Source organism: Bacillus sp. EU52, from assembly GCF_037964975.1.
GTDB lineage: Bacteria > Bacillota > Bacilli > Bacillales > Bacillaceae > Bacillus > Bacillus subtilis.
This window is the reverse complement of the sequence record NZ_CP150177.1, coordinates 2,273,710-2,298,578: the sequence shown is the minus strand read 5'-3', so window position 1 is coordinate 2,298,578 and position 24,869 is coordinate 2,273,710. Positions and strand designations below refer to the sequence as shown.

Sequence of the window (24,869 nt, the reverse complement as noted above, 5' to 3'; positions counted from 1 at the left end):
GCCCATATTTAATCTTTGACGGTAAGCCAGATTTAAGACCCCATACTCAAATTGACTCCTAATAGTTTAGGTGCTAAACTATTAGGAGTCAATTTGAGATTTAATTACTCATTTAGAAAGGATATGGTAAAGATATGTCTTTCAAACAATTTAGCACCTTACTATTGCTGGCTAGCCTTTTTGGTGCATCATTTTTATTCATCAAAATAGCTTCACCTTCATTAGGCCCTTTATTTCTTATAGAAAGCCGTGTAGGAATTGCAGCTATCTCTCTTATTATTTTTGCACGATTACTAAAACAAAAAATAGAAATCAAGCACAAATGGAAAGAGTTAATGATTCTGGGTGCCATTAATGCAGCCATTCCATTCGTTTTAATTGCTTACGCTGAGTTAAACCTTTCCGCGTCACTCGCTGCTATTATTAATTCTACAACGCCCTTGTTTTCCGTAATCATATCTATTTTATGGCTTAAAGAAGGTAAAAATATGCGTACTTTCCTTGGTATTATTATGGGATGCATAGGAGTAGGAATCCTGGTTGGTTGGAGTCCTATTCAACTAAATGTAAAGGTTATATTATCAATAGTAGCTATTTCTTTAGCAGCTTTATTCTATGGAATAGGAGGAGTATATAGTAAAAGAGCTTTTCAAGATATGAAATCTTTTGATTTAGCTATTGGACAGCAATTAGGAGCAAGTATTGTTTTACTGCCTTTTGCACTCCTTAATATGCCTAACAAGTTACCAAGTATAGGTGTGACTATTTCAGTTTTAGGATTAGCCATATTTTCTACAAGTGTTGCTTATCTTCTCTATTTTTATCTGATAAAAAATATAGGGCCAACTAAAACCGTTAGTGTAACCCTATTGGTACCCATATTCGGTATAATCTGGGGTGTTTTATTTTTAGATGAACGAACTACCTTGAGTACTTATATAGGCTTATCGGTAGTATTAATGAGTATACTCTTAGTGTCTAATACAAAGCAGAAAGCATCAAATATACCCGAACAAGTAGTTAAATAGAGAAACTCTTCTTAATTTAATGGGTTGCTAGATCCCTAACTGATAGAAGAGTGAATAATATGCTGTTGACTCTTTAGTTACTCTATTCTTCATAATGAGAAAGAAAATCTGAAATCAAAATTTATAAATTGTTTATTTTAACCAGATAAATTAACATAAGTTTAAAAGAAAGAGCCATTAAACCATTTCAAAGCAAAATGGATAGTAGGGAAGTAAACTCTGTGATATCATTACGCAATGTTCAGAATATAAAGATGAGTGAAACGAGGGTATAATGATGGAGAAAAAGCATTCATTAGGGTTTGAAACAATTGCTCTTCATGGAGGACAAGTACCTGACCCCACTACAAATTCTAGAGCAGTCCCTATTTATCAAACAAGCTCATATATCTTTAACGACACAGATCATGCTGCAGATTTGTTTTCTTTAAAAGAACCCGGAAATATTTATACACGTATCATGAATCCTACTCATGATGTTTTTGAGCAACGTGTTGCCCTAATGGAAGGCGGCGTAGGGGCATTAGCAACTTCATCGGGACAGTCAGCTATTACATATTCTATTTTGAATATTGCAGAAGCAGGAGATGAAATTATCGCTTCCAGCAGCCTGTATGGGGGAACCTATGCTTTATTTGCTCATACTTTTCCAAAGCTTGGAATTAAATTTCACTTTGTTGATGTAGACGATCCAGCTCAATTTCAAGAAAAAATTAATGATAAAACAAAGGCTGTGTTTATAGAAACGATTGGAAATCCTCGAATTAATATTGCTGATATTCAAGCAATTGCCGATATTGCACATGCAAATAATGTTCCGCTTATCGTTGATAATACATTTGCCTCCCCATATTTATGCAGGCCAATTGAGTATGGCGCAGATATTGTGGTTCATTCAGCTACCAAATTTATTGGCGGCCATGGAACCTCTATCGGCGGTGTTATTGTAGATTCTGGAAAATTCAATTGGGCTAACGGAAAATTTTCAGGTTTGTCAGAACCAGATCTAAGTTATCATGGGCTAGTTTATACAGATGCACTGGGATCGTTAGCTTATATTACAAAAGCACGCGTTACGTTGCTTAGAGACATTGGGGCTTCCGCTTCGCCATTCAATACATTTATGTTTCTTCAGGGATTAGAAACTCTTCCTCTACGGATGGAGCGCCATGTGGAAAATGCCCTTAAGGTTGCACAATTTTTAGAAAAACATCCCCATGTCTCATGGGTTAATTATCCAGGCCTTGCATCAAACCCTTATCACGAACTTGCTCAAAAGTATTTGCCAAAAGGAGCAGGATCCATTTTCACATTTGGTATTAAAGGCGGTGTGGAAGAAGGGAAGAAATTTATTAACAGCGTGAAGATTTTCAGTCATTTGGCGAATGTTGGCGATGCGAAATCACTGGTTATTCATCCTGCCAGCACGACCCATCAACAGCTGGATGAAGAAAGTCAGGTAAAAGCCGGTGTTACTCCGGATATGATTCGTCTTTCTATTGGTATTGAAACGATTGATGATATTCTTTACGATTTAGACAACGCTCTCCAAGCCAGTCAGCAATAACATTAACCTCACCGCAAAATAAATCCTCCTAAACCATTTTGATGAACAAATTTCATATAATTGATTAATAGAACTATATGTTATGGTTTACAAATGGTTAAAACTTATTGACAACAGAATTGATGAACAGTTCATGGACATTACAGGCAGCCAGAAGCTGTTTGGGACGCCGATGGAGATCGCGAAAAGCATTCAGGGCAGAATCATGCGGGAGATCGGCGTTTATGCACGGGTCGGAATCGGCCCTAACAAAGCGCTGGCCAAAATTGCGTGTGACAATTTTGCCAAAAAGAATAAGAACGGTATTTTTACCTTAACGAAAGAAAATATGAAAACCGAAATGTGGCCGCTCCCGGTGGGCAGCATGTTTGGCGTCGGGAGCCGCATGAAGCATCATTTAAATCGAATGGGCATCAGCACGATCGGCGGGCTCGCGGCTTTTCCGCTCGATCTTTTAAAAAAGAAATGGGGCATTAACGGCCACGTGCTGTGGATGACGGCAAACGGAATCGACTATTCCCCTGTGTCAACTTCGTCTCTGGACGGGCAAAAGGCGATAGGTCATGGAATGACTCTCCCGAGAGACTACGAACACTTTGACAAAGAAATCAAGGTCGTATTGCTTGAGCTGAGTGAAGAGGTGTGCAGGCGAAGCCGAAACGCCGGGGTCATGGGGCAGACAGTGTCAGTGAGCTGCCGGGGTGCTGATTTTGATTGGCCGACGGGCTTCAACCGGCAAGTGAAGCTGGCAGAGCCGACTAATTCTACGCAGGATGTATATGAGGCTGTACGACGGCTGTTTCTTACATTTTGGGACGGGAAACCCGTCCGCCGCCTCGGTGTCAATCTGTCTCAGCTCTCATCTGATGACATATGGCAGCTCAATTTATTTCAGGATTATGCAAAGAAAATGAGCCTAGGCTATGTGATGGATGGCATTAAAAATCGATTCGGCGATACAGCAATCATCAGGGCGGCGTCACTGACAGCGGCAGGCCAGGCATTTGAACGTGCGGCTAAAATAGGGGGGCATTATAAATGAACGACCATTTAAAAAGGGGCAACCTGCTGTGGGAAGGGAGCAGGATGTTTCTGCCGGAACATAAGCAAAGCCTGCTGGAGAGAAAGCGACTTAAACAGAAGCTGCAAAAGCCGATCCTTGACCCCGATAAGCTGGAAGAGATGAATCAAACGCTTTGCGCCGCGATGGAGTTTGCTCAGGATATCACTGTCAGCTGCTTTCAGGACGGTGAGATTGTCTGCTGCACCGGGAAAATCTGCCGGTATGAAGAGTTTGAAAAAGCAGTATGGATAAAAGGAGACGAGGATCAGCTTTATAAGCTGAAACTTGATCAAGTGCTTGATATTGTGCTGTAAAGTCTCTCCTCCTGTTTGGGGGAGAAATAGGCGTAAAATGATCAAACATTGTTCCCTCGGCAGTCTGGAAACGTATGATACAGGAAAGAAGGCATTTACAATTCCAGCCAGGCAAAATATAATTTTTATATTGTGAGAAAAAGAGCTGACATTCGTTTTGCCAGACGGAGGGAGATCAAATCGTAATGGATATTCGAACAATCACGTCTTCAGATTATGAAATGGTAACGTCTGTACTGAATGAATGGTGGGGCGGCAGACAGCTGAAAGAAAAATTGCCGAGACTATTTTTTGAGCATTTTCAGGACACAAGCTTTATTACATCCGAACATAACAGCATGACGGGATTTTTAATCGGATTTCAATCGCAATCCGATCCTGAAACGGCGTACATTCATTTTTCCGGTGTGCATCCGGATTTCAGAAAAATGCAAATTGGGAAACAATTGTATGATGTATTTATCGAAACAGTAAAACAAAGGGGCTGCACCCGGGTGAAGTGTGTCACTTCACCTGTGAATAAGGTATCAATCGCATATCACACAAAATTGGGGTTTGATATTGAAAAGGGCACCAAAACGGTAAATGGCATCTCAGTGTTTGCAAACTATGATGGCCCGGGCCAAGACAGGGTACTGTTTGTCAAAAACATATGAGGGGGAAATATGATGGATTTTTTATCAAAAACACCTGAGCCTCCTTACTATGCAGTCATTTTTTCTTCTGTCAAAAGCGAAAATGACACAGGATATGAAGAAACAGCGGAGCGGATGGTATCGCTTGCGGCGGATCAGCCTGGATTTTTAGGCGTGGAAAGCGTACGTGAAGCGGATGGAAGGGGCATCACAGTTTCCTATTGGGACAGTATGGACGCAATTAACCATTGGAAGCATCACACTGAACATCAAGCGGCAAAAGAAAAAGGAAAAAGCCTTTGGTACGAGTCGTATGCAGTCCGCGTCGCAAAAGTCGAAAGACAGCGGCTGTTTCAGGAGGAACACGAATGATTGAATTTCTCCAGCATAAGGAAGACACTATAGCGCGTGAGATTTTAGCCGTACAGATCCCCGCCTACATAAAGGAAACAGAGATTATCGGTTTTGACGGTATTCCCGCTTTACAAGAGAAGGTGAAGGATATTCAAGCATCCCATGAGCGGTTTGCGGGATATCGGAAAAACGGCAAGCTGATCGGTGTCATTTCATATGAGAAAAACATGCATTATCTCACCATTTGCAGGCTTGTTGTGCATCCTGACGGTTTCAGAAAAGGAATTGGACGAGCGCTTCTGCAATTTGTCATTGATCATAATAAAGACGCTGAGAAAATCGAAGTAGTCACAGCCGAGAACAATACCCCGGCTGTGTCACTCTATACACAGGCCGGATTCCAAAAGGCAGAAACCGTCAAAGCAGCGCAGGGTCTATTGCTGTCGGTCTTTCATTTGTATCCGAAAAGAAAAGTTGAGATCATTCTCTACAACGAAAAATGGGCAGAATGTTTCGATGAAGAAAAAGAACGGCTGAAACTTGTGTTCGGGCCGGAGATTATCGCTATTCATCACATCGGAAGCACATCAATACCTAACATGGCAGCGAAGCCAATCATTGATATGTTAATTGAAGTCAGAAGCATTGAAGCCGTGAGCCAATTTGATGAACAAATGAAGGCCAACGGCTATACACCAAAAGGTGAGAACGGTATAGCGGGCAGGCGTTATTTCCAAAAGGGCGGAAATAAACGCACTCATCATGTCCATATGTACGAACAGGGAAACCCTGCTATTGAAAGGCATCTGTTATTCAGAGATTATCTCAGAGCTCATCCAAACATAGCGAAAGAATACGCCGTTCTCAAAAAACAGCTGGCGGCCCAGCACCCTGACAGCATCAATCAGTATATACAAGGGAAAGATGAGTGGATCAAGACTGCAGAAGAAAATGCGAAGCGGTGGAAAAAAGGCAGAAACAATGCGAATGGCAGTATTGTATGCTACAATAGCGAAAATGATGAAAACGGGGGTTTCACCTTATGAACATACATGTGACAGATGCAGCAAAACAGGCACTGCAGCAGGCGTTTGACGCCAACCCGGGAAAAAAAGCCCAGCTTCGTTACGATGCAGAAGGATGCGGCTGCGCGGTAAGCGGTGTCCCGACAATCTGGCTGGCAGAAGAATTAACGGGACAGTGCGAGCAGCTGGAAACGAACGGCATTCCGCTGTATATCCAATCGTCGCAAAAAGTGTTTTTTGACGATCAAATGACGATCGATTACAATGAAAAAGCCAAAACATTGGCGCTGAAAAGCCCGGCTGAAATGCTCAGCCCCAGAATGAGCATATTAGTAAAGTAGGAGACGCGAAACGTGGAACAAAAGCTGAAGGCAATGAAGAACACAGCACAAAATAAAACGTGGGTATCCTTCCTGAATCAAAACCATCCCTATACCTTGCTTCACTGGTCAATCGGAGGAGCAGAGTCCATCAAGAAAGATGTCTGGCTATTGCAGGATGAAATGACCTTCGAGACGCAGGAGTTTACAACGATAGATCTTGCGATTGAATGGATCAGAGAAAATATGGATGGCATTACCGACGTTCTGTAACATAAAAAAGCGAAAGAGCCGAAGAGGCCTTTCGCTTTTTTATTCTGTTTAATCATTCATGTTGTCTAAAAACTCCTGCACTGTTTTTCGGTACGTATCCCGATTTTTGGTATATGACATGGCGTGTTCACCGTTCTCGGCAATGTACAGCGCTTTCGGCCCGCGTTTCTTTTCATAAAGCCGCTCGGTCGAAGAAACAGGAATGTAGTCATCATCCTTACTGTGAATAAAGAGGACCGGCTTTTCGATTTTATCAATGACAGCAAGCGGAGATACTTCGCGTGCGCGATAGCCGCCCCTCAGCTTCAAAAAAGAAGTCGGCGATAGGGAGCAGGGGCCAAGACGGGAGCCTGTATTCCGCTCTCAGCCGGTAGGCAAGCTGTTCATCAAAACATGCGAACGGACAATCGGCAATATAAAAATCAGCGCCATCGCTGCAGTGTGCACCAGCATAAAGCAGGGCGGTCACAGCCCCCATCGACTCACCATGAATTCCGATCAATCCGCGATGATTTGTTTTGTTTTTGAGCCAGCTGACAACCTTATTGAGATCATCCTTTTCGTAAAACCCGTAGCTGGTCGTCTTTCCGCCGCTTTGGCCATGCCGGCGGTGGTCATAAATGAGCACATTCCAGCCGAGATCAAGAAATAAATGCATATACTTAAGAGAATTCAGCACATTCATGGTTACCCCGTGGCAGATGATGATGGTATTTGGTGTGTCATGCGGTGCGACATGGTATCCTTTTATGTCGTACCCGTAAGCGGAGGGTATCACAAAAGCGGTTTTCTCCATTTGTTCAAATGATTCAAACACATCATGTCCGTTGTCTGTCTCTCTTTTGATAATGTCTTCATCCGTTTTTTTCTTGATGAATAGAATCATATTTGAAAAAACAATTCCGATTGCGATGACAGCTGTTACGAGAGCGCCAATGGCCAAAAGGATTTTCTTCAAAAGTCACAGCACCTTTCAACTAAATATAGGTAATTCGTGTTTAAAATCATTATACCTAAACACCGCTCCGCTGAGAAAGTGACCAGAAGAGAGTCTGCTTGTTCAGTGTATATGCTCCGTGATAAACTGTCTTCAAAACAAAACATGGGGGAAGTCTGAATGAAAAAACAAAAATCCGCTGACAAACACCAGCTAAAAGACGGCCTTCAATCCGATATCAAAGCAAAGCTTATGGAGATGAAGAGCCAATTGAAGGAAGAGGATGAAAAGAGGCAGGAAAGAGAAAAAGCAGAACAGATCAGAAAGAAAAAAGAGATCGAAAAAAATAAGAGCTTTGAAGAACTCCTAAATGAAAGCCAAATGGATTGGCATCAATATAAATAAACCAGCACCTGTACGGGTGCTGGTTTTTCTGCTATGAGCGATGAGCTTTGTAAATGTCTTGTTTCGTATGAGATTGGAGCGCTTTGATTTCCTCCTCGGTTAAACGCCGTGCATTTGCTGCCTGAATATTTTCCCGTAACTGCTCAATCTTACTGGCGCCTGTAATCACTGAAGCGACAGCCGGCTGTGCTAGCAGATACTGCAGCGACTTTTCTGTCATGGAAAGATCGGGAGCCACTTCCTCCATTGCCTTGCGGGCATTTGTCAGTTCCTCGAATGAATAGGACAAGTACCCGTTTTGTTTCATACTGTCTGAAGCTTGATCAAGCGGTTTTTCAGTTAAGAGCCCTTTGGCAACAGGACCTCTGGCGACTACGCTGATTTGATGTCCCTCTAAAAGCGGGAGCCATTCCTCAGGGCGTCTGTCAAACAGGCTGAATTGCATCATAATGCTGACGATGTTTGATTTTTTTACATATTCTTTAATCACATTCGGGCGGATGGAAGAAATGCCGTAGTAGCGGATGACACCTTCTTGTTTTAATTCCTCAAACGCTTCAATCGTTTCATCAATGTTGTCCTCTATCGTGCCGCCGTGGAGCTGATAAAGGTCGATATAATCTGTTTTCAGCCGTGTAAGGCTCTTTTTTACCGCCTCTTTTATGTAAGCTTTTGAAGGGTCCCAATACCAGCCCTCGCTTCCGTCATCCCAACGGTTTCCCGCTTTTGTTGCCAGAATAATATCCTGGCGTCTGTTTTGGATCGCATCACCGACAATTTCTTCATTGCGTCCCCGGTCATACAAATCCGCTGTGTCCAAATAGTTGATGCCGAGCTCGATCGCTTCATCCAGAATGGACAATGCTTTGTTTTTTTCAGTTCCAAGAGACATACAGCCGAGTCCGACTTCGCTAATGTCTAAATCAGATGTACCCAATTTGCGCTTTCTCATGTGCACACTCCTTTTTTAGGCTTTGTATTGACCGTAATATAAAGGAGCTAAAGTTTCAACTTTTATGGCTTTGAGATCCAATCTTTCACATATTGAAATGTGCGTCCATACTCTTTTAACTTCGCCCGAATTTCCCATGCTTTTCCGACTAAGACAACACCTTTTGGCATGCGGTGCACTTTCACAAAGAAGCCCCCTTTTGCTCTAGTATGATAAAATGTATGGGGCATCATATAGAGACAGAACGGGAGATGAAGAAATGAAATCATTAGAAGAAAAAACAATTGCCAAAGAACAGATCTTTTCGGGTAAAGTCATTGATCTTTATGTCGAGGATGTAGAGCTGCCAAACGGCAAAGCCAGTAAACGTGAAATTGTGAAACACCCTGGAGCTGTAGCGGTACTAGCCGTCACAGATGAAGGGAAAATCATCATGGTCAAACAATTCCGTAAGCCGCTTGAGCAGACGATCGTTGAAATTCCGGCCGGTAAGCTTGAAAAAGGTGAGGAGCCGGAGTATACGGCACTTCGGGAACTTGAAGAGGAAACCGGTTATACAGCAAAAAAACTGACAAAAATAACTGCGTTTTATACATCACCCGGATTTGCAGATGAAATCGTTCACGTTTTTCTTGCTGAGGAGCTTTCTGTGCTTGAAGAAAAACGGGAGCTTGATGAGGACGAGTTTGTTGAAGTGATGGAGGTGACGCTTGAAGATGCGCTAAAGCTGGTTGAATTGCGTGAAGTATATGATGCTAAAACAGCCTACGCGATTCAGTATCTTCAGCTGAAAGAAGCGCTCCAAGCACAAAAATGAAAAAGATTTACGCGGATTTGCACATTCATATCGGCCGAACCTTTACAGGAAGGGCTGTCAAAATAACAGGCGCCAAAACATTAACGCTGGACAGAATTTTGGTTGAAGCCAGTGAACATAAAGGAATTGAACTCCTCGGCATTATCGACTGTCATTCTCCGGAAGTCATTCTAGAGCTTGAGGAAGGCATTTCATCTGGAAAATATCGCGAGCTTGACGGGGGAGGAATCCGTTATCGCAGCACGACTCTTTTATTGGGGAGCGAGCTGGAGATTTATGATGAAGCCTGCAGCGGACCGATCCATGTGCTCGTATTTATGCCGACGCTGGCTGATATGAAACAGTTTTCAAACTGGCTGTCAGCCCGGCTGAAAAATATTCATTTGAGCTCGCAGCGGATTTATGAAACGGGCTTAAACCTGCAAAAAAAAGTGCAGGATATGGGCGGCCTGTTTATCCCCGCCCATATCTTTACGCCGCATAAAAGCTTATATGGAAAAGGGGTTAAATCAAGCTTAACTGAGGTTTTTGATCCATCTATGATAGACGCGGTGGAGCTTGGATTAAGCTGTGATACAGACATGGCATCACACGTATCGCAATTGAATCCGTATCCTTTTTTAACAAATTCTGATGCGCATTCGTTGGGGAAAATCGGCAGAGAATATAATGAATTATATGTGCAGTCAGCTGATTTTACTGAATTTGCTCTTGCATTAAAGGGACAAGATGACAGGAAAATTATCGCAAATTATGGCTTGGACCCGTTATTGGGGAAATATTATCAGACGGCTTGCGAAGCGTGCGGAGAGCCTGCTGTAAGCGGGGAAACAGCGTGCGCGAATTGCGGAAAAGCCAGATTTACCAAGGGAGTCAGCGATAGATTGCGTGAATTGAGTGATCAGCTTGAAGTTCGCGTCCCGCGTCCGCGATATGTACATCAGATCCCGCTGCAATTTGTTCCGGGTGTAGGCCCGAAAACGCTGGACAAACTAAAAAAAGCCTTCGGAACAGAAATGGCTGTTCTTCATGAGGCTGCAGAAGAAGATTTGGCTCGCGTTGTCCCGCCGAAAACCGCGGCGCTTATCGTAAAAGCGAGATCCGGAAAACTGGAATTGAAAGCCGGAGGAGGAGGAACCTACGGTAAAATTAAACCGTGAGTTAAAGATTAACTCAGTTCCTCCTGTACTTTTCTTTTTGTGCGTATAAAGGTAATCAGCTGGATGATTTCATCTTCACTCAGCGGCTGGCCATCAACAGAAATGGTAAAGTCAAGGCTGCTCCACGTGGCCAATTCTATGGCCTGAGGAGCAGTCTGCTTTTGTTTCTCGCGGCCTAAAAGTTCATCGCAGGTTGTGTCAAAGAGGTCAGCCAGCATGGCAAGCGCTTCAAGTGAAGGCCGTCGGTAGCCTGACTCGTAGCCGGCATATGTGCTTTTTGCGATACCGAGAAGGTCAGCTGTATATTGAAGCGACCAATTTTTCTTTTTTCTCAATTCAGTTAAACGATCTAGATTCATGAACTTCCGCTCCTTTTTCACCTTGAGCTGATTATATCATATAGGTATTAGGAAGTGTACGCGAATTGAATAATAATGTCTTGCGTATTTTATTTTCCGTGTCTATAATTGCATTAAAAGTATGCGAAAAGCGAATACCTTCTCGCAACCCATCTTTAGATACAGTGAAGAGGTGCATGGTATGAAAAAATTATTGATGTTGACAACTGGGGGAACGATTGCTTCAGTTGAAGGGGAAAATGGGCTGGCTCCCGGAGTCAAGGCTGATGAATTATTAAGTTACGTATCAAAACTTGATAACGATTACACAATGGAAACTCAGTCGCTTATGAATATAGACAGCACCAATATGCAGCCTGAATACTGGGTGGAAATAGCGGAAGCCGTTAAGGAAAATTATGATGCCTATGACGGGTTTGTTATTACTCACGGTACAGATACAATGGCCTATACATCTGCCGCACTATCGTATATGCTGCAGCATGCCAAAAAGCCGATTGTCATCACCGGCTCGCAGATTCCGATCACGTTCCAAAAAACCGATGCCAAAAAAAATATTACTGATGCCATTCGATTTGCCTGTGAAGGCGTGGGCGGCGTTTATGTTGTGTTTGACGGCAGAGTCATTCAGGGAACACGTGCGATCAAATTAAGAACGAAAAGCTACGACGCATTTGAAAGCATCAATTACCCATATATCGCTTTTATCAATGAAGACGGGATCGAATACAACAAACAAGTAACGGAACCTGAGAACGACACCTTCACAGTTGACACTTCACTATGCACAGATGTATGTCTGCTGAAGCTGCATCCAGGCTTAAAGCCCGAAATGTTTGATGCCCTGAAAAGCATGTACAAAGGAATTGTCATTGAGAGTTATGGCAGCGGAGGGGTGCCGTTTGAAGGCAGAGACATTTTGTCAAAAGTGAATGAACTGATCGAAAGCGGCATTGTCGTCGTCATTACGACTCAATGTCTTGAAGAAGGCGAAGACATGAGCATTTACGAGGTTGGCCGCAGAGTCAACCAAGACTTAATTATCCGATCAAGAAATATGAACACAGAAGCCATTGTGCCAAAATTGATGTGGGCGCTAGGTCAGTCTTCGGATCTTCCTGTCGTCAAGAGAATTATGGAAACGCCGATAGCTGATGACGTTGTCCTGTAAAATGTAAAAACGATAACCAGCAAAGAGAAAGAAGGTTAAAGATTATGTTAAACGGCCAAAAAGAATATCGCGTGGAAAAAGACTTCCTTGGGGAAAAACAAATTGAAGCAGATGTTTATTACGGAATTCAGACGCTCCGTGCTTCTGAAAATTTCCCGATCACAGGATACAAAATCCATGAGGAAATGATTAACGCACTGGCGATTGTGAAAAAAGCTGCGGCTCTTGCCAACATGGACGTGAAACGGCTGTATGAAGGAATTGGCCAAGCTATCGTACAAGCCGCTGACGAGATTCTGGAAGGCAAGTGGCACGATCAGTTTATCGTCGATCCGATTCAGGGCGGTGCCGGAACTTCTATGAACATGAACGCGAATGAGGTTATCGGAAACCGGGCGCTTGAAATCATGGGACATAAAAAGGGAGATTATATCCATTTAAGTCCAAACACACATGTGAACATGTCACAGTCTACGAACGATGTGTTCCCGACTGCTATCCATATTTCCACATTGAAGCTCTTAGAAAAACTGCTGAAAACAATGGAAGATATGCATAGTGTGTTTAAGCAAAAAGCACAGGAGTTTGACTCTGTTATTAAAATGGGCCGGACACACCTTCAAGATGCGGTTCCGATCCGTCTTGGCCAGGAATTCGAAGCTTACAGCCGTGTTCTCGAGCGTGATATCAAACGAATCAAGCAATCGCGCCAGCACCTGTATGAAGTCAACATGGGCGCAACTGCTGTTGGTACAGGGCTGAACGCTGATCCTGAATATATCAAACAGGTAGTAAAGCACCTTGCTGATATTAGTGGGCTTCCTCTTGTCGGCGCTGACCATCTTGTTGATGCGACACAAAATACAGATGCCTATACAGAGGTATCAGCTTCATTAAAAGTCTGCATGATGAACATGTCGAAGATCGCAAACGACCTGCGCTTAATGGCGTCGGGACCGCGCGCCGGACTTGCGGAAATTTCTCTGCCTGCACGTCAGCCGGGTTCATCTATTATGCCGGGGAAAGTCAATCCGGTTATGGCGGAGCTGATCAACCAAATTGCGTTCCAGGTTATCGGAAACGACAATACAATCTGCCTTGCTTCAGAAGCCGGCCAGCTTGAGTTGAACGTCATGGAGCCCGTGCTTGTCTTTAATTTGCTTCAATCCATCAGCATCATGAACAACGGCTTCCGTTCGTTCACTGACAACTGCTTAAAAGGCATTGAAGCCAACGAAAAGCGGTTGAAGCAATACGTAGAAAAAAGCGCAGGCGTGATCACAGCTGTCAATCCGCATCTTGGATATGAAGCGGCTGCCAGAATTGCCAGGGAAGCGATTATGACAGGCCAATCAGTCCGTGACCTTTGCCTGCAGCATGATGTGCTGACAGAAGAAGAATTGGATATTATTTTAAACCCATATGAGATGACCAAACCAGGTATCGCAGGGAAAGAACTATTAGAAAAATAAAATTTGTATAAAATACAGCTTATTCATCTCCGAATAGTCGGATGAATAAGCTGTTTACAACATAGGGATGAGGAAGTATAGTATACGTGTTGCACTATATATTGAAAGCGTTTTAGCTTTTACATGAAGGGGGACTTCTTTTGAAGGATGTAAGATTGCCAACACTATTTGAAATTATTATTGTACTAGGAGTATTTTTAGCACTTGTTCTATCGTTTACAGTCTTTCTCGACTTGCCGATACAGCTGGCGCTTTTTGTTTCATGGTTTATTGCAATGCTTTTAGGTATTAGACTCGGTTATTCTTATAAAGATTTACAAAATGCGATTGTACATGGGATATCAAATGGCCTTGAAGCCGTACTGATTCTCGTTTCAGTTGGGGCGCTCATCGGAACATGGATTGCCGGAGGCGTTGTGCCGACTTTGATTTATTACGGACTGGAATTTATTCACCCAAGTATCTTTTTACTGGCAACGTTAATTATTTGTTCCATTATGTCTGTGGCAACAGGAACGTCATGGGGAACAGTCGGAACTGCCGGCATTGCCATGATCGCAATTGGAGAGGGGTTAGGCATTCCGCTTCCTCTAGTAGCGGGAGCTATTCTTTCAGGTGCTTATTTTGGGGACAAGCTGTCTCCGCTGTCTGACAGTACAGTTCTAGCTTCTTCACTATCAAAAGTCGATGTATTGGCTCACGTGAGAGCAATGCTTTATTTATCAATACCTGCTTATGTCATTACAGCTATACTCTTTACAGTTGTTGGATTTATGTACGGCGGGAAAAATATTGATCTTGATAAAGTTGAATTCTTAAAATCATCTTTGCAAAACACGTTTGACATTCATATTTGGATGCTGATCCCGGCAGTTCTCGTCATAGTCTTATTGGCGATGAAAAAGCCATCTATGCCAGTTATCGTAATTGGCGCTTTACTCGGTGCAATCTGGGCTGTTGTTTTCCAAGGAATGGATATTGCCCATGCGATTGCAACTGCGTACAACGGCTTCTCTATTAAAACGGATGTTGAATTTTTGAACGGCTTGTTAAACCGCGGTGGAATTGTCGGTATGCTTGATTCTCTCGTCGTCATCATCTTTGGCCTTGGTTTTGGCGGTCTGCTTGAGAAACTCGGCGTGTTAAAAGTCATTGTTTCAACGTTTGAAAAGAAATTAACTTCAGCCGGCAATGTCACATTGTCTACACTGATCGTAGCGTTTTTAGCAAACATCTTCGGCTGTGCGATGTATGTATCTCTTATTTTGACTCCGAAAATTATGGAAGACAGCTATGATCGCTTACATCTGGACAGAAGAGTGTTATCACGTAACTCAGAGGTCGGGGGAACATTGACTTCGGGGATGGTTCCTTGGTCTGATAATGGGATTTACATGGCTGGTATTTTAGGTGTTTCTACCTTCTCTTATCTGCCGTTTATGTGGCTCAGTTTTGTAGCAATAGGTCTTGCAATTATCTATGGTTATACAGGAAAATTTATATGGTATACGAAAAACAATACAGTTAAAGCCGAAAAACTAGGCTAATAGGGGAGGATCACTGAATGATAGCGAAACACATGATTCGGACACTGATGATCGAAACGCCTTCGGTTCCCGGAAATCTTGGAAGGGTGGCTACGGCCATCGGCCTTCTGGGCGGGGATATTGGTGAAGTGGAGACGGTAAAAGTCGGACCCAATTACACAATGCGGAATATTACCGTTCAAGTGGAGAATGAAGAACAGCTTCAGGAAGTGATCGCGGCTGTACAGGCCCTCGGAGAAGGGATCAGGCTTCACACCGTATCTGATGAAGTCCTGTCCGCACATGAAGGCGGAAAAATCCAAATGAAAAGCAAAATGCCGATCCGTTCACTGGCAGAGCTGGGACGTGTCTACACACCAGGTGTTGCGGACGTGTGCCGACTGATCGAAAAAGAACCTGAAAAAGCTTCTATTTATACAACGATCAGCAATTCTGTTGCAATTGTAACGGATGGAACCGCAATTTTAGGCCTTGGGAATATCGGCTCTGTGGCTGGCATGCCTGTCATGGAAGGAAAGGCTGCTTTATTTGATCAGCTGGCGGGTATTAGCGGCATTCCGATACTGCTTGATACGAGTGATCCTGAAGAAATCATCAAAACAGTAAAACATATTTCTCCGGGCTTTAGCGGCATCCTTCTTGAGGATATCGGTTCGCCGCATTGTTTTGAAATCGAGGATCGCCTAAAAGAGGAGCTGAACATCCCTGTTATGCACGATGACCAGCATGGTACAGCTGTAGTGACGCTGGCAGCTGCCATTTCGGCATGCAGGAGTGCGGGGGTTGACCTGAAGGAAGCGAAAGTGGGGCAAATCGGCCTTGGCGCAGCAGGCGTGGCCATCTGCCGGATGTTCATGGCTTATGGTGTGAATGCTGTATACGGAACAGACAAATCAGAGTCAGCAATGAACCGTCTCGAACAATACGGCGGACAGGCAGTTTCCAGTATTGAGGAGCTTATGGAAACATGTGATATTGTCATTGCTACAACGGGCGTTCCGGGTTTAATAAAACCGGCATTTGTACGTTCTGGTCAAGTGATTCTGGCTTTATCGAATCCGAAGCCGGAAATTGAGCCGGAGGCCGCACTGCAGGCTGGCGCCGCATATGCAGCTGACGGGCGTTCTGTTAATAATGTACTCGGTTTTCCAGGGATTTTTAGAGGAGCGCTTAACGCAAAAAGCACGGAGATTAATCATGATATGCTTGTCGCAGCAGCAGAGGCCATCGCAGCTTGCACTAAACAAGGTGATGTTGTCCCTCAGCCGCTTGATTCAAAAGTCCATCATGCGGTAGCAGCAGCTGTCGAGCATGCAGCTCTTACAGCAGTGAAATAAATGTAGCTAAACAGCACCTGTCGTAGCAGGTGCTGTTTTTTTCTTATCATTGTTCAATTTTGTTATCATTACTATGAAAATAAAAAAGGGAGTGATCACATGGCAAAAAGCCAAGCGAAAAAGAAGCGGGGGCATCGATTGAGAAACGGCGGACGTGACGTCTTATTATCAAGAGGCAGCACACCATCTTTCAGCACACATGGAAGAATGACAAAAAGCAAAAAAGAGATTTTGAATAAACGGAAGCATAAGAATCCTTATGATCATACAGCAGTTGATGATAAGGATTTTTTTGTGCCCCAAAAAGCCGCCTAGCATTCATCTCTATTGTTTCTTTTTGAAAAAGGGCATGTTTTTCTGTTTCTTTCATACAATCTATTAAATCAAATCACTAGAGCGGGCGGGAGGAAACGGTATGCGAAAAATCTCTTATAAGGACATGTTTCTCAGGCATGTCAAAGATCATCTCTCTCTTTATATATTTGTGTCAGTGCTGTTTTTCATGGGTGTCATCTTTGGCGCGATTATTGTCAACAGTATGACCATCAGCCAGAAAGAAGATTTATACTACTACTTAAGTCAATTTTTTGGACAGCTTTCGGATGGAAAACAGGCAAGTTCAGCTGATATGTTTGGGCAAAGTATCTTTCATAATGCAAAGTATTTAGGCCTGATGTGGATACTGGGAATTTCCGTCATTGGGATGCCGATTATTTTCATTATGATCTTTCTGAAAGGGATCGTCGTCGGCTTTACTGTCGGGTTCCTAGTCAATCAGATGGGAGTAAGCGGGTTTTTCCTATCATTTGTCTCCGTTTTGCCGCAAAATGTGCTGCTGATTCCGGCTTATCTCATTATGGGCACATGTGCAATTGCGTTTTCTTTAAAGTTAATCAGACAGCTGTTCGTGAAACGAAGCCTGCATGACGCGCCGATTCAATGGTTCGGGCGGTATGCCTTTGTGCTGCTGGTCATTCTGTTTTTAGCGCTGATTTCATCTCTCTTTGAAGCATACTTATCTCCTGTTTTAATGGAAAAGCTTACATCTAGACTTTTTTAAAATCATTATTAAAAGAAAACCATTTTATTTATCAGTTTATAATAATTATAGTTGGAACTCTGCGCGTATTTTGTTATAATGAGTCATGGAATGCGGCGTAGGAGGGAAAGACATGGAAAACCGTATTGATCGTATTAAGAAACAACTGCACTCATCCAGCTATAAACTTACGCCACAGCGTGAAGCGACAGTAAGAGTGCTGCTTGAAAACGAAGAAGACCATTTAAGCGCAGAAGATGTATACCTCCTCGTAAAAGAGAAATCTCCTGAGATCGGTCTCGCTACAGTATACCGTACGCTTGAATTATTAACTGAATTAAAAGTCGTAGATAAAATTAACTTTGGAGACGGTGTGTCCCGTTACGACCTTCGGAAAGAGGGAGCAGCTCACTTTCATCACCACTTGGTGTGCATGGAGTGCGGAGCCGTTGATGAAATTGAAGAAGATTTGCTTGAAGACGTGGAAGAAATCATTGAACGTGATTGGAAATTTAAGATTAAAGATCATAGATTGACGTTTCACGGCATTTGCCACCGCTGTTACGGAAAAGAAACTGAATAGACGGTGCCGAGCGCGAACCTTTTCTCATAGGGAAAGGGTTTTTTGCTGTTTCTATGTATAAAACCTTTCTGATTTGGCATATGGTTTATATAACTGGAACCATAGGGAAAGGATCGATTAGGACATGGGAAGATTCCTGAAAACAGCTGTCGATGCATTGAAAGTTTTCATCCTGTTTACCGGTTTTACCGCTTTGTTCTATTATGCTATGATATGGGTGAATCAAGAGTATGAAAACTATCATCGGTATGATAAACCGGAAGGCTCCGCTGTAAAAGTTGTTGAAATGGATCAGGATGAAAAAGGCGGATGGTTCGACCGGTTGATCTTTTTTTACCAAAACGGGGAGTAGATCAAGAGTGAAAGATCAAATAAAGGATTTCATCCACTACGTTATGGTAGAGAGAGGGCTCTCTCAAAATACGATCGTATCCTATGAACGTGACTTGAAAAGCTATTCTCTCTACTTAACAGAAACCCTTCATGTTACAGATTGGAATCACGTTACCCGCATACATATTATCCAATATTTAAAGCATTTGAAGGACTCGGGGAAATCCGGCAAGACATCGGCGCGGCATTTGGCATCCATTCGCTCTTTTCATCAATTTCTGCTCAGGGAAAAAGTAACGGATAAGGACCCTTCCGTTCATATCGAAACACAAAAGACGGAACGGGCGCTTCCGAAGGTGCTCGCACTCAATGAAGTCGAGCGATTATTGGACACGCCTAAGCTGACGAGCCCATTCGGCTATCGGGATAAAGCAATGCTGGAGCTGCTTTATGCGACAGGCATACGAGTCAGTGAAATGATTGAGTTGAAAACGGCAGATGTTCATTTATCTATGGGGTTTATCCGATGCTTTGGCAAAGGAAGAAAAGAACGGATTGTGCCAATTGGTGAAGCCGCCGCTTCCGCCATTGAGGAATATATGACAAAAGCCAGGGGAAAACTGTTAAAGAACAATGTGTCTGACGCCCTCTTTTTAAATCATCACGGCAAACAGATCAGCCGCCAGGGATTTTGGAAGAACCTGAAAAAAATCGCGTTGGAAGCCGGCATTAAGAAAGAGCTGACTCCGCATACGCTTAGGCATTCCTTTGCGACGCATCTGCTTGAGAACGGGGCAGATTTAAGAGCGGTGCAGGAAATGCTCGGTCATGCGGATATATCCACGACGCAAATTTATACGCATGTGACGAAAACAAGGCTGAAGGATGTGTACAAGCAGTTTCATCCGCGAGCATAGCCGCAGGTGGCTGCGGCTTTTTTGTTTAGAGCGACAGAAAATATTGAAGTTTCTCATTATTTCCAAATACATTGTCAACGGGAATGAAAACGGTTTATACTTGAGTTGTCAGACCTCTTAGCGATACAATAGACGTATAGAAAAAAAGGAGGCTTTCAAGATGCCTGCATACAAATATAATCGTGTGTTTTTAATTGTGATGGACTCAGTCGGAATCGGCGAAGCGCCGGATGCCGCTGACTTTAATGACGAAGGCGCTCATACGCTCGGTCATATTGCCGAGCATATGAACGGATTACATATGCCGAATATGGCAAAGCTCGGCCTTGGTCTTATCGAAGATATCAAAGGTGTAGAAAAAACAGAACATCCGCTTGCGTATTATGGAAAAATGCAAGAAGCGTCAAACGGAAAAGATACGATGACCGGCCATTGGGAGATTATGGGTTTATACATTGATAAACCATTTAAAGTGTTCCCGGAAGGCTTTCCTGATGAATTGCTTCAAGAGCTGGAAAAGAGATCTGGCCGCAAAATTATTGGAAACAAGCCGGCTTCCGGCACAGCGATTTTGGATGAGCTTGGTCAGGAGCACATGGAGACAGGGGCTTTAATTGTTTACACGTCTGCTGACTCTGTTCTGCAAATTGCCGCTCACGAAGAGGTTGTGCCGCTTGAGGAGCTGTATCGCATTTGCGAAACGGCGAGAGAGCTAACGCTTGATCCGAAATATATGGTTGGCCGCATTATTGCACGGCCGTTCGTCGGAGAGCCGGGTCAATTCAAACGGACGCCAAACCGCCATGATTATGCGCTGAAGCCGTTTGATCGCACTGTCATGAATGAATTGAAAGACAGCGGCTTAGATGTGATTTCAATCGGAAAAATCTCTGATATTTACGACGGAGAAGGCATTACTTCTTCACGCAGAACGGTTTCTAATATGGACGGAATGGACAAGGTGATCGATACGCTGGGAGAAGACTTTACGGGTCTGAGCTTTGCGAACCTTGTTGATTTTGACGCGTTATTCGGACACCGCCGTGACCCTGAAGGCTACGGACGCGCGCTTGAAGAATTTGATGCGCGGCTTCCGGAAGTGTTTGAAAAAATGAGAGAAGACGATCTGTTAATTATTACAGCCGACCACGGCAATGATCCGATTCATCATGGGACTGACCATACACGCGAGTATGTGCCGATTCTCGCTTACAGCAAAAAACATAAGAAAGCGCAAATGCTGCCGCTTGCAGATACATTTGCTGATATCGGTGCAACGATCGCTGATAATTTCCAAACGAATAAACCGAAATACGGGAAAAGCTTTTTATCTTTATTACAATAGGGGGACTGTTTCTTGAAGGACAGAATTGAACGCGCAGCCGCTTTTATTAAACAAAACCTGCCGGAATCTCCGAAGATCGGCCTTATTTTAGGCTCAGGTCTTGGCATTTTGGCGGACGAAATTGAAAATCCGGTCAAGCTGAAATATGAAGATATACCTGAATTCCCGGTATCTACTGTTGAAGGGCATGCCGGACAGCTTGTGCTTGGCACTCTTGAAGGAGTTTCCGTCATTGCAATGCAGGGCCGCTTTCATTTTTATGAAGGCTACTCAATGGAGAAAGTCACATTCCCTGTACGCGTGATGAAAGCGCTCGGTGTGGAAGCGTTGATCGTGACAAATGCCGCAGGCGGTGTCAACACTGAATTCCGTGCGGGAGACTTAATGATTATTACCGATCATATCAACTTTATGGGAACAAACCCGTTAATCGGGCCAAACGAAGCAGATTTCGGCGCCAGATTTCCAGATATGTCTTCAGCCTATGACAAAGATCTGTCCAGCCTGGCTGAAAAGATTGCGAAAGACCTTAATATCCCAATTCAAAAAGGCGTGTACACTGCAGTGACAGGACCTTCTTACGAAACACCGGCAGAAGTCCGGTTCTTAAGAACGATGGGCTCTGATGCAGTCGGCATGTCTACTGTTCCGGAAGTCATTGTAGCGAATCATGCGGGAATGCGGGTTCTTGGCATTTCCTGCATCTCTAACGCGGCAGCCGGAATTCTGGATCAGCCTTTAAGTCACGATGAAGTTATGGAAGTGACCGAAAAAGTAAAAGCTGGATTCTTAAAGTTTGTTAAAGCGATCGTCGCTCAGTACGAATAAAAATGAATCAATGCAGGACCAAAAGACAGCTGTGTCTGATATCACACAGCTGTCTTTTTTTATGCCCAAAATTCGAAACATTTTCCATCAGTGGCGTATAAAACCATCCCGCTTGGAAAAAATAAAAAGGATTATGAAATGGAGGGCTTTTGAGATGAAACGTCTTTTATCCACTTTGTTGATTGGTATAATGCTGCTTACATTTGCACCGTCTGCATTTGCAAAACAAGACGGAAAACGTACATCGGAGCTTGCTCATGAAGCGAAGTCTGCGGTGCTGATAGAACGTGACACAGGAAAAGTGCTTTACAACAAGAACAGCAATGAGAGACTGGCGCCTGCAAGCATGACGAAAATTATGACGATGCTTTTGATTATGGAAGCTTTAGATAAAGGCAAAATCAAAATGAGTGATAAGGTCCGTACAAGCGAGCATGCGGCGTCAATGGGCGGCTCACAGATCTTCCTTGAGCCCGGCGAAGAAATGACTGTCAAAGAAATGCTGAAAGGCATCGCAATCGCTTCGGGAAATGACGCTTCCGTCGCCATGGCTGAATTTATTTCCGGCTCGGAAGAAGAATTTGTGAAGAAAATGAACAAAAAAGCAAAAGAGCTGGGATTGAAAAATACATCCTTCAAAAACCCGACCGGATTGACCGAGGAAGGACATTACAGCTCTGCTTATGACATGGCAATCATGGCTAAGGAATTATTGAAATACGAATCAATTACGAAGTTTACCGGCACGTATGAAGATTACCTTCGTGAAAATACAGATAAAAAGTTTTGGCTTGTGAATACAAATCGCCTTATCAAATTTTATCCTGGTGTAGACGGCGTAAAAACAGGCTATACAGGCGAAGCGAAATATTGTCTGACTGCTTCGGCAAAAAAAGGAAACATGCGGGCCATAGCGGTTGTATTCGGAGCGAGCACGCCTAAAGAAAGAAACGCGCAAGTGACAAAAATGCTTGACTTCGCCTTTAGCCAATATGAAACGCATCCTTTATATAAACGAAATCAAACAGTAGCAAAAGTAAAGGTCAAAAAAGGGAAACAAAAATTTATCGAACTCACTACATCTGAGCCGATTTCAATATTGACGAAAAAAGGCGAGGATATGAACGATGTGAAAAAAGAAATCAAGATGAAGGACAATATTAGTGCTCCGATTCAAAAAGGCCAAGAGCTTGGCACTCTTGTTCTGAAAAAGGATGGAGAAGTACTCGCTGAAAGTCCTGTTGCTGCAAAAGAAGATATGAAGAAAGCCGGGTTTATCACATTCTTGAAGCGGACGATGGGAGACTGGACAAAATTTAAGTAATTATGCCGAATGACCACTAGTTTTGTCACGGTGAAGGAATTCATTCCGTCGAAATCGAAACACTCATTATCCGATCATATCAAGGAGGAATGAGCATGAGCCTTGGAATTGACATGAATGTCAAAGAATCTGTGCTTTGTATTCGATTAACAGGCGAACTCGATCACCATACGGCTGAAACCCTGAAGCAAAAAGTGACTCAATCATTGGAGAAGGATGATATTCGCCATATCGTGCTGAACTTGGAGGACCTTTCCTTTATGGACAGCTCGGGGCTTGGCGTTATTTTAGGAAGATACAAGCAAATTAAGCAAATTGGCGGGGAAATGGTCGTTTGCGCTATCTCTCCTGCGGTGAAGCGATTGTTTGATATGTCGGGTCTGTTTAAAATTATCCGATTTGAACAATCTGAACAGCAGGCACTCCTGACACTGGGGGTGGCATCATGAAAAATGAAATGCACCTTGAGTTTTCTGCCCTCAGTCAGAATGAATCGTTCGCCCGTGTGACAGTTGCATCATTTATAGCTCAGCTGGACCCGACAATGGATGAACTGACTGAAATCAAAACAGTCGTGTCAGAGGCTGTCACGAATGCGATTATCCATGGATATGAAGAGAACTGTGAAGGGAAAGTTTACATTTCAGTGACGCTGGAAGATCATGTCGTATATATGACTATTCGTGATGAAGGCTTAGGCATTACAGATCTTGAAGAAGCCCGTCAGCCTCTATTTACGACTAAGCCTGAGCTTGAGCGCTCTGGAATGGGCTTTACCATTATGGAAAATTTCATGGATGATGTCAGTATCGATTCATCGCCTGAAATGGGAACAACGATTCGCTTAACAAAGCACTTATCAAAAAGCAAAGCGCTTTGTAATTAAGGAGATTTGTTATGGATGTGGAGGTTAAGAAAAACGGCAAAAACGCTCAGCTGAAGGATCATGAAGTAAAGGAATTAATCAAACAAAGCCAAAATGGCGACCAGCAGGCAAGAGACCTCCTCATAGAAAAAAACATGCGTCTTGTTTGGTCTGTCGTACAGCGGTTTTTAAACAGAGGATACGAGCCTGACGATCTCTTCCAGATCGGCTGCATCGGGCTGTTAAAATCTGTTGACAAATTTGATTTAACCTATGATGTGCGTTTTTCAACGTATGCAGTGCCGATGATTATCGGAGAAATCCAACGATTTATCCGTGATGACGGAACCGTAAAGGTATCAAGGTCATTAAAAGAGCTTGGAAACAAAATCCGGCGCGCGAAGGATGAGCTTTCGAAAACACTGGGCAGAGTGCCGACAGTGCAGGAGATCGCTGACCATTTGGAGATTGAAGCTGAGGATGTTGTACTGGCCCAAGAGGCGGTAAGGGCTCCATCTTCGATTCACGAAACCGTTTATGAAAATGACGGAGATCCGATTACCCTGCTTGATCAAATCGCTGACAACTCAGAAGAAAAATGGTTTGACAAAATTGCGCTGAAAGAAGCAATCAGCGATTTGGAGGAAAGGGAAAAACTAATCGTCTATCTCAGATATTATAAAGACCAGACACAGTCCGAGGTGGCTGAGCGGCTCGGGATCTCTCAGGTGCAGGTTTCCAGGCTTGAAAAGAAAATATTAAAACAGATCAAGGTTCAAATGGATCATACGGATGGCTAGTCTGCAGTGCAGGCTAGCTTTTTTGTGTGCAAAAGCGTGGTAATTTATGGTCTTTTCGAGCGGATGAATGAGAACAAAATCGAACCACATACTACATAT

29 protein-coding genes and 2 pseudogenes are annotated in these 24,869 nt (G+C 43.4%); 27 read left to right on the top strand and 4 right to left on the bottom strand.

Annotated features, from left to right (window positions below; genetic code table 11):
- The first annotated feature begins 134 nt into the window (after positions 1–134).
- From NSU05_RS11660 to NSU05_RS11620, 9 genes and pseudogenes are all read left to right on the top strand, one after another.
- A complete protein-coding gene (locus NSU05_RS11660; RefSeq protein WP_038429231.1) occupies positions 135–1,028 on the top strand; it encodes an EamA family transporter in 894 nt (297 codons plus the stop codon).
- Between the two features lie 277 nt (positions 1,029–1,305).
- The gene (locus NSU05_RS11655) at positions 1,306–2,595 is read left to right on the top strand and encodes a homocysteine synthase (protein ID WP_038429230.1); all 1,290 of its coding nucleotides are present in this window, start codon (positions 1,306–1,308) and stop codon (positions 2,593–2,595) included.
- Between the two features lie 67 nt (positions 2,596–2,662).
- Positions 2,663–3,637 (top strand): annotated as a pseudogene (locus tag NSU05_RS11650) (DNA polymerase IV); the annotation flags it as partial.
- On the top strand, positions 3,634–3,972 hold the full coding sequence (locus tag NSU05_RS11645) for a YolD-like family protein (protein WP_004398477.1): 339 nt from the start codon (positions 3,634–3,636) through the stop codon (positions 3,970–3,972). The pseudogene NSU05_RS11650 and the gene NSU05_RS11645, both read left to right, overlap by 4 nt.
- Positions 3,973–4,157: 185 nt before the next feature.
- Complete coding sequence (locus NSU05_RS11640; RefSeq protein WP_004398668.1) at positions 4,158–4,628, top strand: GNAT family N-acetyltransferase; 471 nt, start codon at positions 4,158–4,160, stop codon at positions 4,626–4,628.
- 9 nt (positions 4,629–4,637) lie between these two features.
- Entirely contained in the window at positions 4,638–4,979 is a 342-nt protein-coding gene (locus NSU05_RS11635) for an antibiotic biosynthesis monooxygenase (protein WP_038429229.1), read from the top strand.
- Positions 4,976–6,007 carry a bifunctional GNAT family N-acetyltransferase/GrpB family protein gene (locus tag NSU05_RS11630; protein WP_033884658.1) on the top strand — a complete coding sequence of 344 codons (1,032 nt, stop codon included), beginning with the start codon at positions 4,976–4,978 and terminating at the stop codon, positions 6,005–6,007. The genes NSU05_RS11635 and NSU05_RS11630 overlap by 4 nt, the downstream gene beginning before the upstream one ends.
- The gene (locus NSU05_RS11625) at positions 6,004–6,327 is read left to right on the top strand and encodes an iron-sulfur cluster biosynthesis family protein (RefSeq protein ID WP_003226552.1); all 324 of its coding nucleotides are present in this window, start codon (positions 6,004–6,006) and stop codon (positions 6,325–6,327) included. The genes NSU05_RS11630 and NSU05_RS11625 overlap by 4 nt, the downstream gene beginning before the upstream one ends.
- Positions 6,328–6,339: 12 nt before the next feature.
- A complete protein-coding gene (locus tag NSU05_RS11620; RefSeq protein WP_003230411.1) occupies positions 6,340–6,579 on the top strand; it encodes a YqkC family protein in 240 nt (79 codons plus the stop codon).
- Positions 6,580–6,627: 48 nt separating this feature from the next.
- Here the strand turns inward: NSU05_RS11620 and NSU05_RS11615 are convergent.
- Positions 6,628–7,537 (bottom strand): annotated as a pseudogene (locus tag NSU05_RS11615) (alpha/beta hydrolase).
- A gap of 159 nt (positions 7,538–7,696) precedes the next feature.
- Here NSU05_RS11615 and NSU05_RS11610 point away from each other — a divergent pair.
- On the top strand, positions 7,697–7,921 hold the full coding sequence (locus NSU05_RS11610) for a YqkE family protein (protein WP_003230416.1): 225 nt from the start codon (positions 7,697–7,699) through the stop codon (positions 7,919–7,921).
- Positions 7,922–7,952: 31 nt separating this feature from the next.
- On the opposite strand, the gene NSU05_RS11605 is transcribed toward NSU05_RS11610, so the two are convergent.
- Together NSU05_RS11605 and mciZ are read right to left on the bottom strand one after the other, a co-directional pair.
- Positions 7,953–8,873, bottom strand: coding sequence for an aldo/keto reductase (locus tag NSU05_RS11605; protein WP_032730391.1), 921 nt, complete (start codon positions 8,871–8,873; stop codon positions 7,953–7,955).
- Positions 8,874–8,935: 62 nt separating this feature from the next.
- Entirely contained in the window at positions 8,936–9,058 is a 123-nt protein-coding gene (mciZ, locus tag NSU05_RS11600; RefSeq protein ID WP_003230420.1) for a Z-ring formation inhibitor MciZ, read from the bottom strand.
- Positions 9,059–9,132: 74 nt separating this feature from the next.
- Here mciZ and nudF point away from each other — a divergent pair, with 74 nt between their 5' ends.
- On the top strand, positions 9,133–9,690 hold the full coding sequence (nudF, locus tag NSU05_RS11595; protein WP_038429227.1) for an ADP-ribose pyrophosphatase: 558 nt from the start codon (positions 9,133–9,135) through the stop codon (positions 9,688–9,690).
- Positions 9,687–10,850, top strand: a complete 1,164-nt coding sequence (locus NSU05_RS11590) for a TIGR00375 family protein (RefSeq protein WP_003246128.1) — start codon at positions 9,687–9,689, stop codon at positions 10,848–10,850. Before nudF ends, NSU05_RS11590 begins: the two co-directional genes overlap by 4 nt.
- 8 nt (positions 10,851–10,858) lie before the next feature.
- On the opposite strand, the gene ansR is transcribed toward NSU05_RS11590, so the two are convergent.
- On the bottom strand, positions 10,859–11,209 hold the full coding sequence (gene ansR / locus NSU05_RS11585) for an HTH-type transcriptional regulator AnsR (RefSeq protein ID WP_004399024.1): 351 nt from the start codon (positions 11,207–11,209) through the stop codon (positions 10,859–10,861).
- A gap of 181 nt (positions 11,210–11,390) precedes the next feature.
- On the opposite strand from ansR, the gene ansA reads away from it, so the two are divergent.
- From ansA to sigF, 15 genes are all read left to right on the top strand, one after another.
- Positions 11,391–12,380 carry an asparaginase gene (ansA, locus tag NSU05_RS11580; protein ID WP_004399032.1) on the top strand — a complete coding sequence of 330 codons (990 nt, stop codon included), beginning with the start codon at positions 11,391–11,393 and terminating at the stop codon, positions 12,378–12,380.
- Positions 12,381–12,424: 44 nt separating this feature from the next.
- Complete coding sequence (gene aspA, locus NSU05_RS11575) at positions 12,425–13,852, top strand: aspartate ammonia-lyase (RefSeq protein ID WP_014477246.1); 1,428 nt, start codon at positions 12,425–12,427, stop codon at positions 13,850–13,852.
- A 140-nt stretch (positions 13,853–13,992) separates the two neighbouring features.
- Positions 13,993–15,399: a malate-H+/Na+-lactate antiporter MleN gene (gene mleN, locus NSU05_RS11570; protein ID WP_003230432.1), complete on the top strand. Its 1,407-nt coding sequence runs from the start codon at positions 13,993–13,995 to the stop codon at positions 15,397–15,399.
- Between the two features lie 17 nt (positions 15,400–15,416).
- Positions 15,417–16,736: an NAD-dependent malic enzyme gene (locus NSU05_RS11565; protein WP_004398731.1), complete on the top strand. Its 1,320-nt coding sequence runs from the start codon at positions 15,417–15,419 to the stop codon at positions 16,734–16,736.
- A gap of 99 nt (positions 16,737–16,835) precedes the next feature.
- Positions 16,836–17,051, top strand: a complete 216-nt coding sequence (locus NSU05_RS11560; RefSeq protein ID WP_003246030.1) for a hypothetical protein — start codon at positions 16,836–16,838, stop codon at positions 17,049–17,051.
- Between the two features lie 100 nt (positions 17,052–17,151).
- On the top strand, positions 17,152–17,796 hold the full coding sequence (gene spoIIM, locus NSU05_RS11555; protein WP_004398593.1) for a stage II sporulation protein M: 645 nt from the start codon (positions 17,152–17,154) through the stop codon (positions 17,794–17,796).
- 112 nt (positions 17,797–17,908) lie between these two features.
- Positions 17,909–18,358, top strand: a complete 450-nt coding sequence (gene fur / locus NSU05_RS11550) for a ferric iron uptake transcriptional regulator (RefSeq protein WP_029726750.1) — start codon at positions 17,909–17,911, stop codon at positions 18,356–18,358.
- 124 nt (positions 18,359–18,482) lie between these two features.
- Complete coding sequence (locus NSU05_RS11545; protein WP_003230440.1) at positions 18,483–18,710, top strand: YqzK family protein; 228 nt, start codon at positions 18,483–18,485, stop codon at positions 18,708–18,710.
- Between the two features lie 7 nt (positions 18,711–18,717).
- Entirely contained in the window at positions 18,718–19,608 is an 891-nt protein-coding gene (gene xerD / locus NSU05_RS11540; protein WP_004398985.1) for a site-specific tyrosine recombinase XerD, read from the top strand.
- Positions 19,609–19,768: 160 nt separating this feature from the next.
- Entirely contained in the window at positions 19,769–20,953 is a 1,185-nt protein-coding gene (gene deoB, locus NSU05_RS11535; protein WP_015251776.1) for a phosphopentomutase, read from the top strand.
- Positions 20,954–20,965: 12 nt separating this feature from the next.
- Positions 20,966–21,781: a purine nucleoside phosphorylase I, inosine and guanosine-specific gene (locus tag NSU05_RS11530; protein WP_017695927.1), complete on the top strand. Its 816-nt coding sequence runs from the start codon at positions 20,966–20,968 to the stop codon at positions 21,779–21,781.
- Positions 21,782–21,935: 154 nt separating this feature from the next.
- On the top strand, positions 21,936–23,105 hold the full coding sequence (dacF, locus tag NSU05_RS11525; protein WP_004398637.1) for a D-alanyl-D-alanine carboxypeptidase DacF: 1,170 nt from the start codon (positions 21,936–21,938) through the stop codon (positions 23,103–23,105).
- A 95-nt stretch (positions 23,106–23,200) separates the two neighbouring features.
- Positions 23,201–23,554, top strand: coding sequence for an anti-sigma F factor antagonist (gene spoIIAA / locus NSU05_RS11520; RefSeq protein ID WP_004398633.1), 354 nt, complete (start codon positions 23,201–23,203; stop codon positions 23,552–23,554).
- Positions 23,551–23,991, top strand: a complete 441-nt coding sequence (spoIIAB, locus tag NSU05_RS11515; RefSeq protein ID WP_003230452.1) for an anti-sigma F factor — start codon at positions 23,551–23,553, stop codon at positions 23,989–23,991. The genes spoIIAA and spoIIAB overlap by 4 nt, the downstream gene beginning before the upstream one ends.
- A gap of 11 nt (positions 23,992–24,002) precedes the next feature.
- Positions 24,003–24,770, top strand: a complete 768-nt coding sequence (gene sigF / locus NSU05_RS11510) for an RNA polymerase sporulation sigma factor SigF (protein ID WP_003230458.1) — start codon at positions 24,003–24,005, stop codon at positions 24,768–24,770.
- Positions 24,771–24,869: the final 99 nt, after the last annotated feature.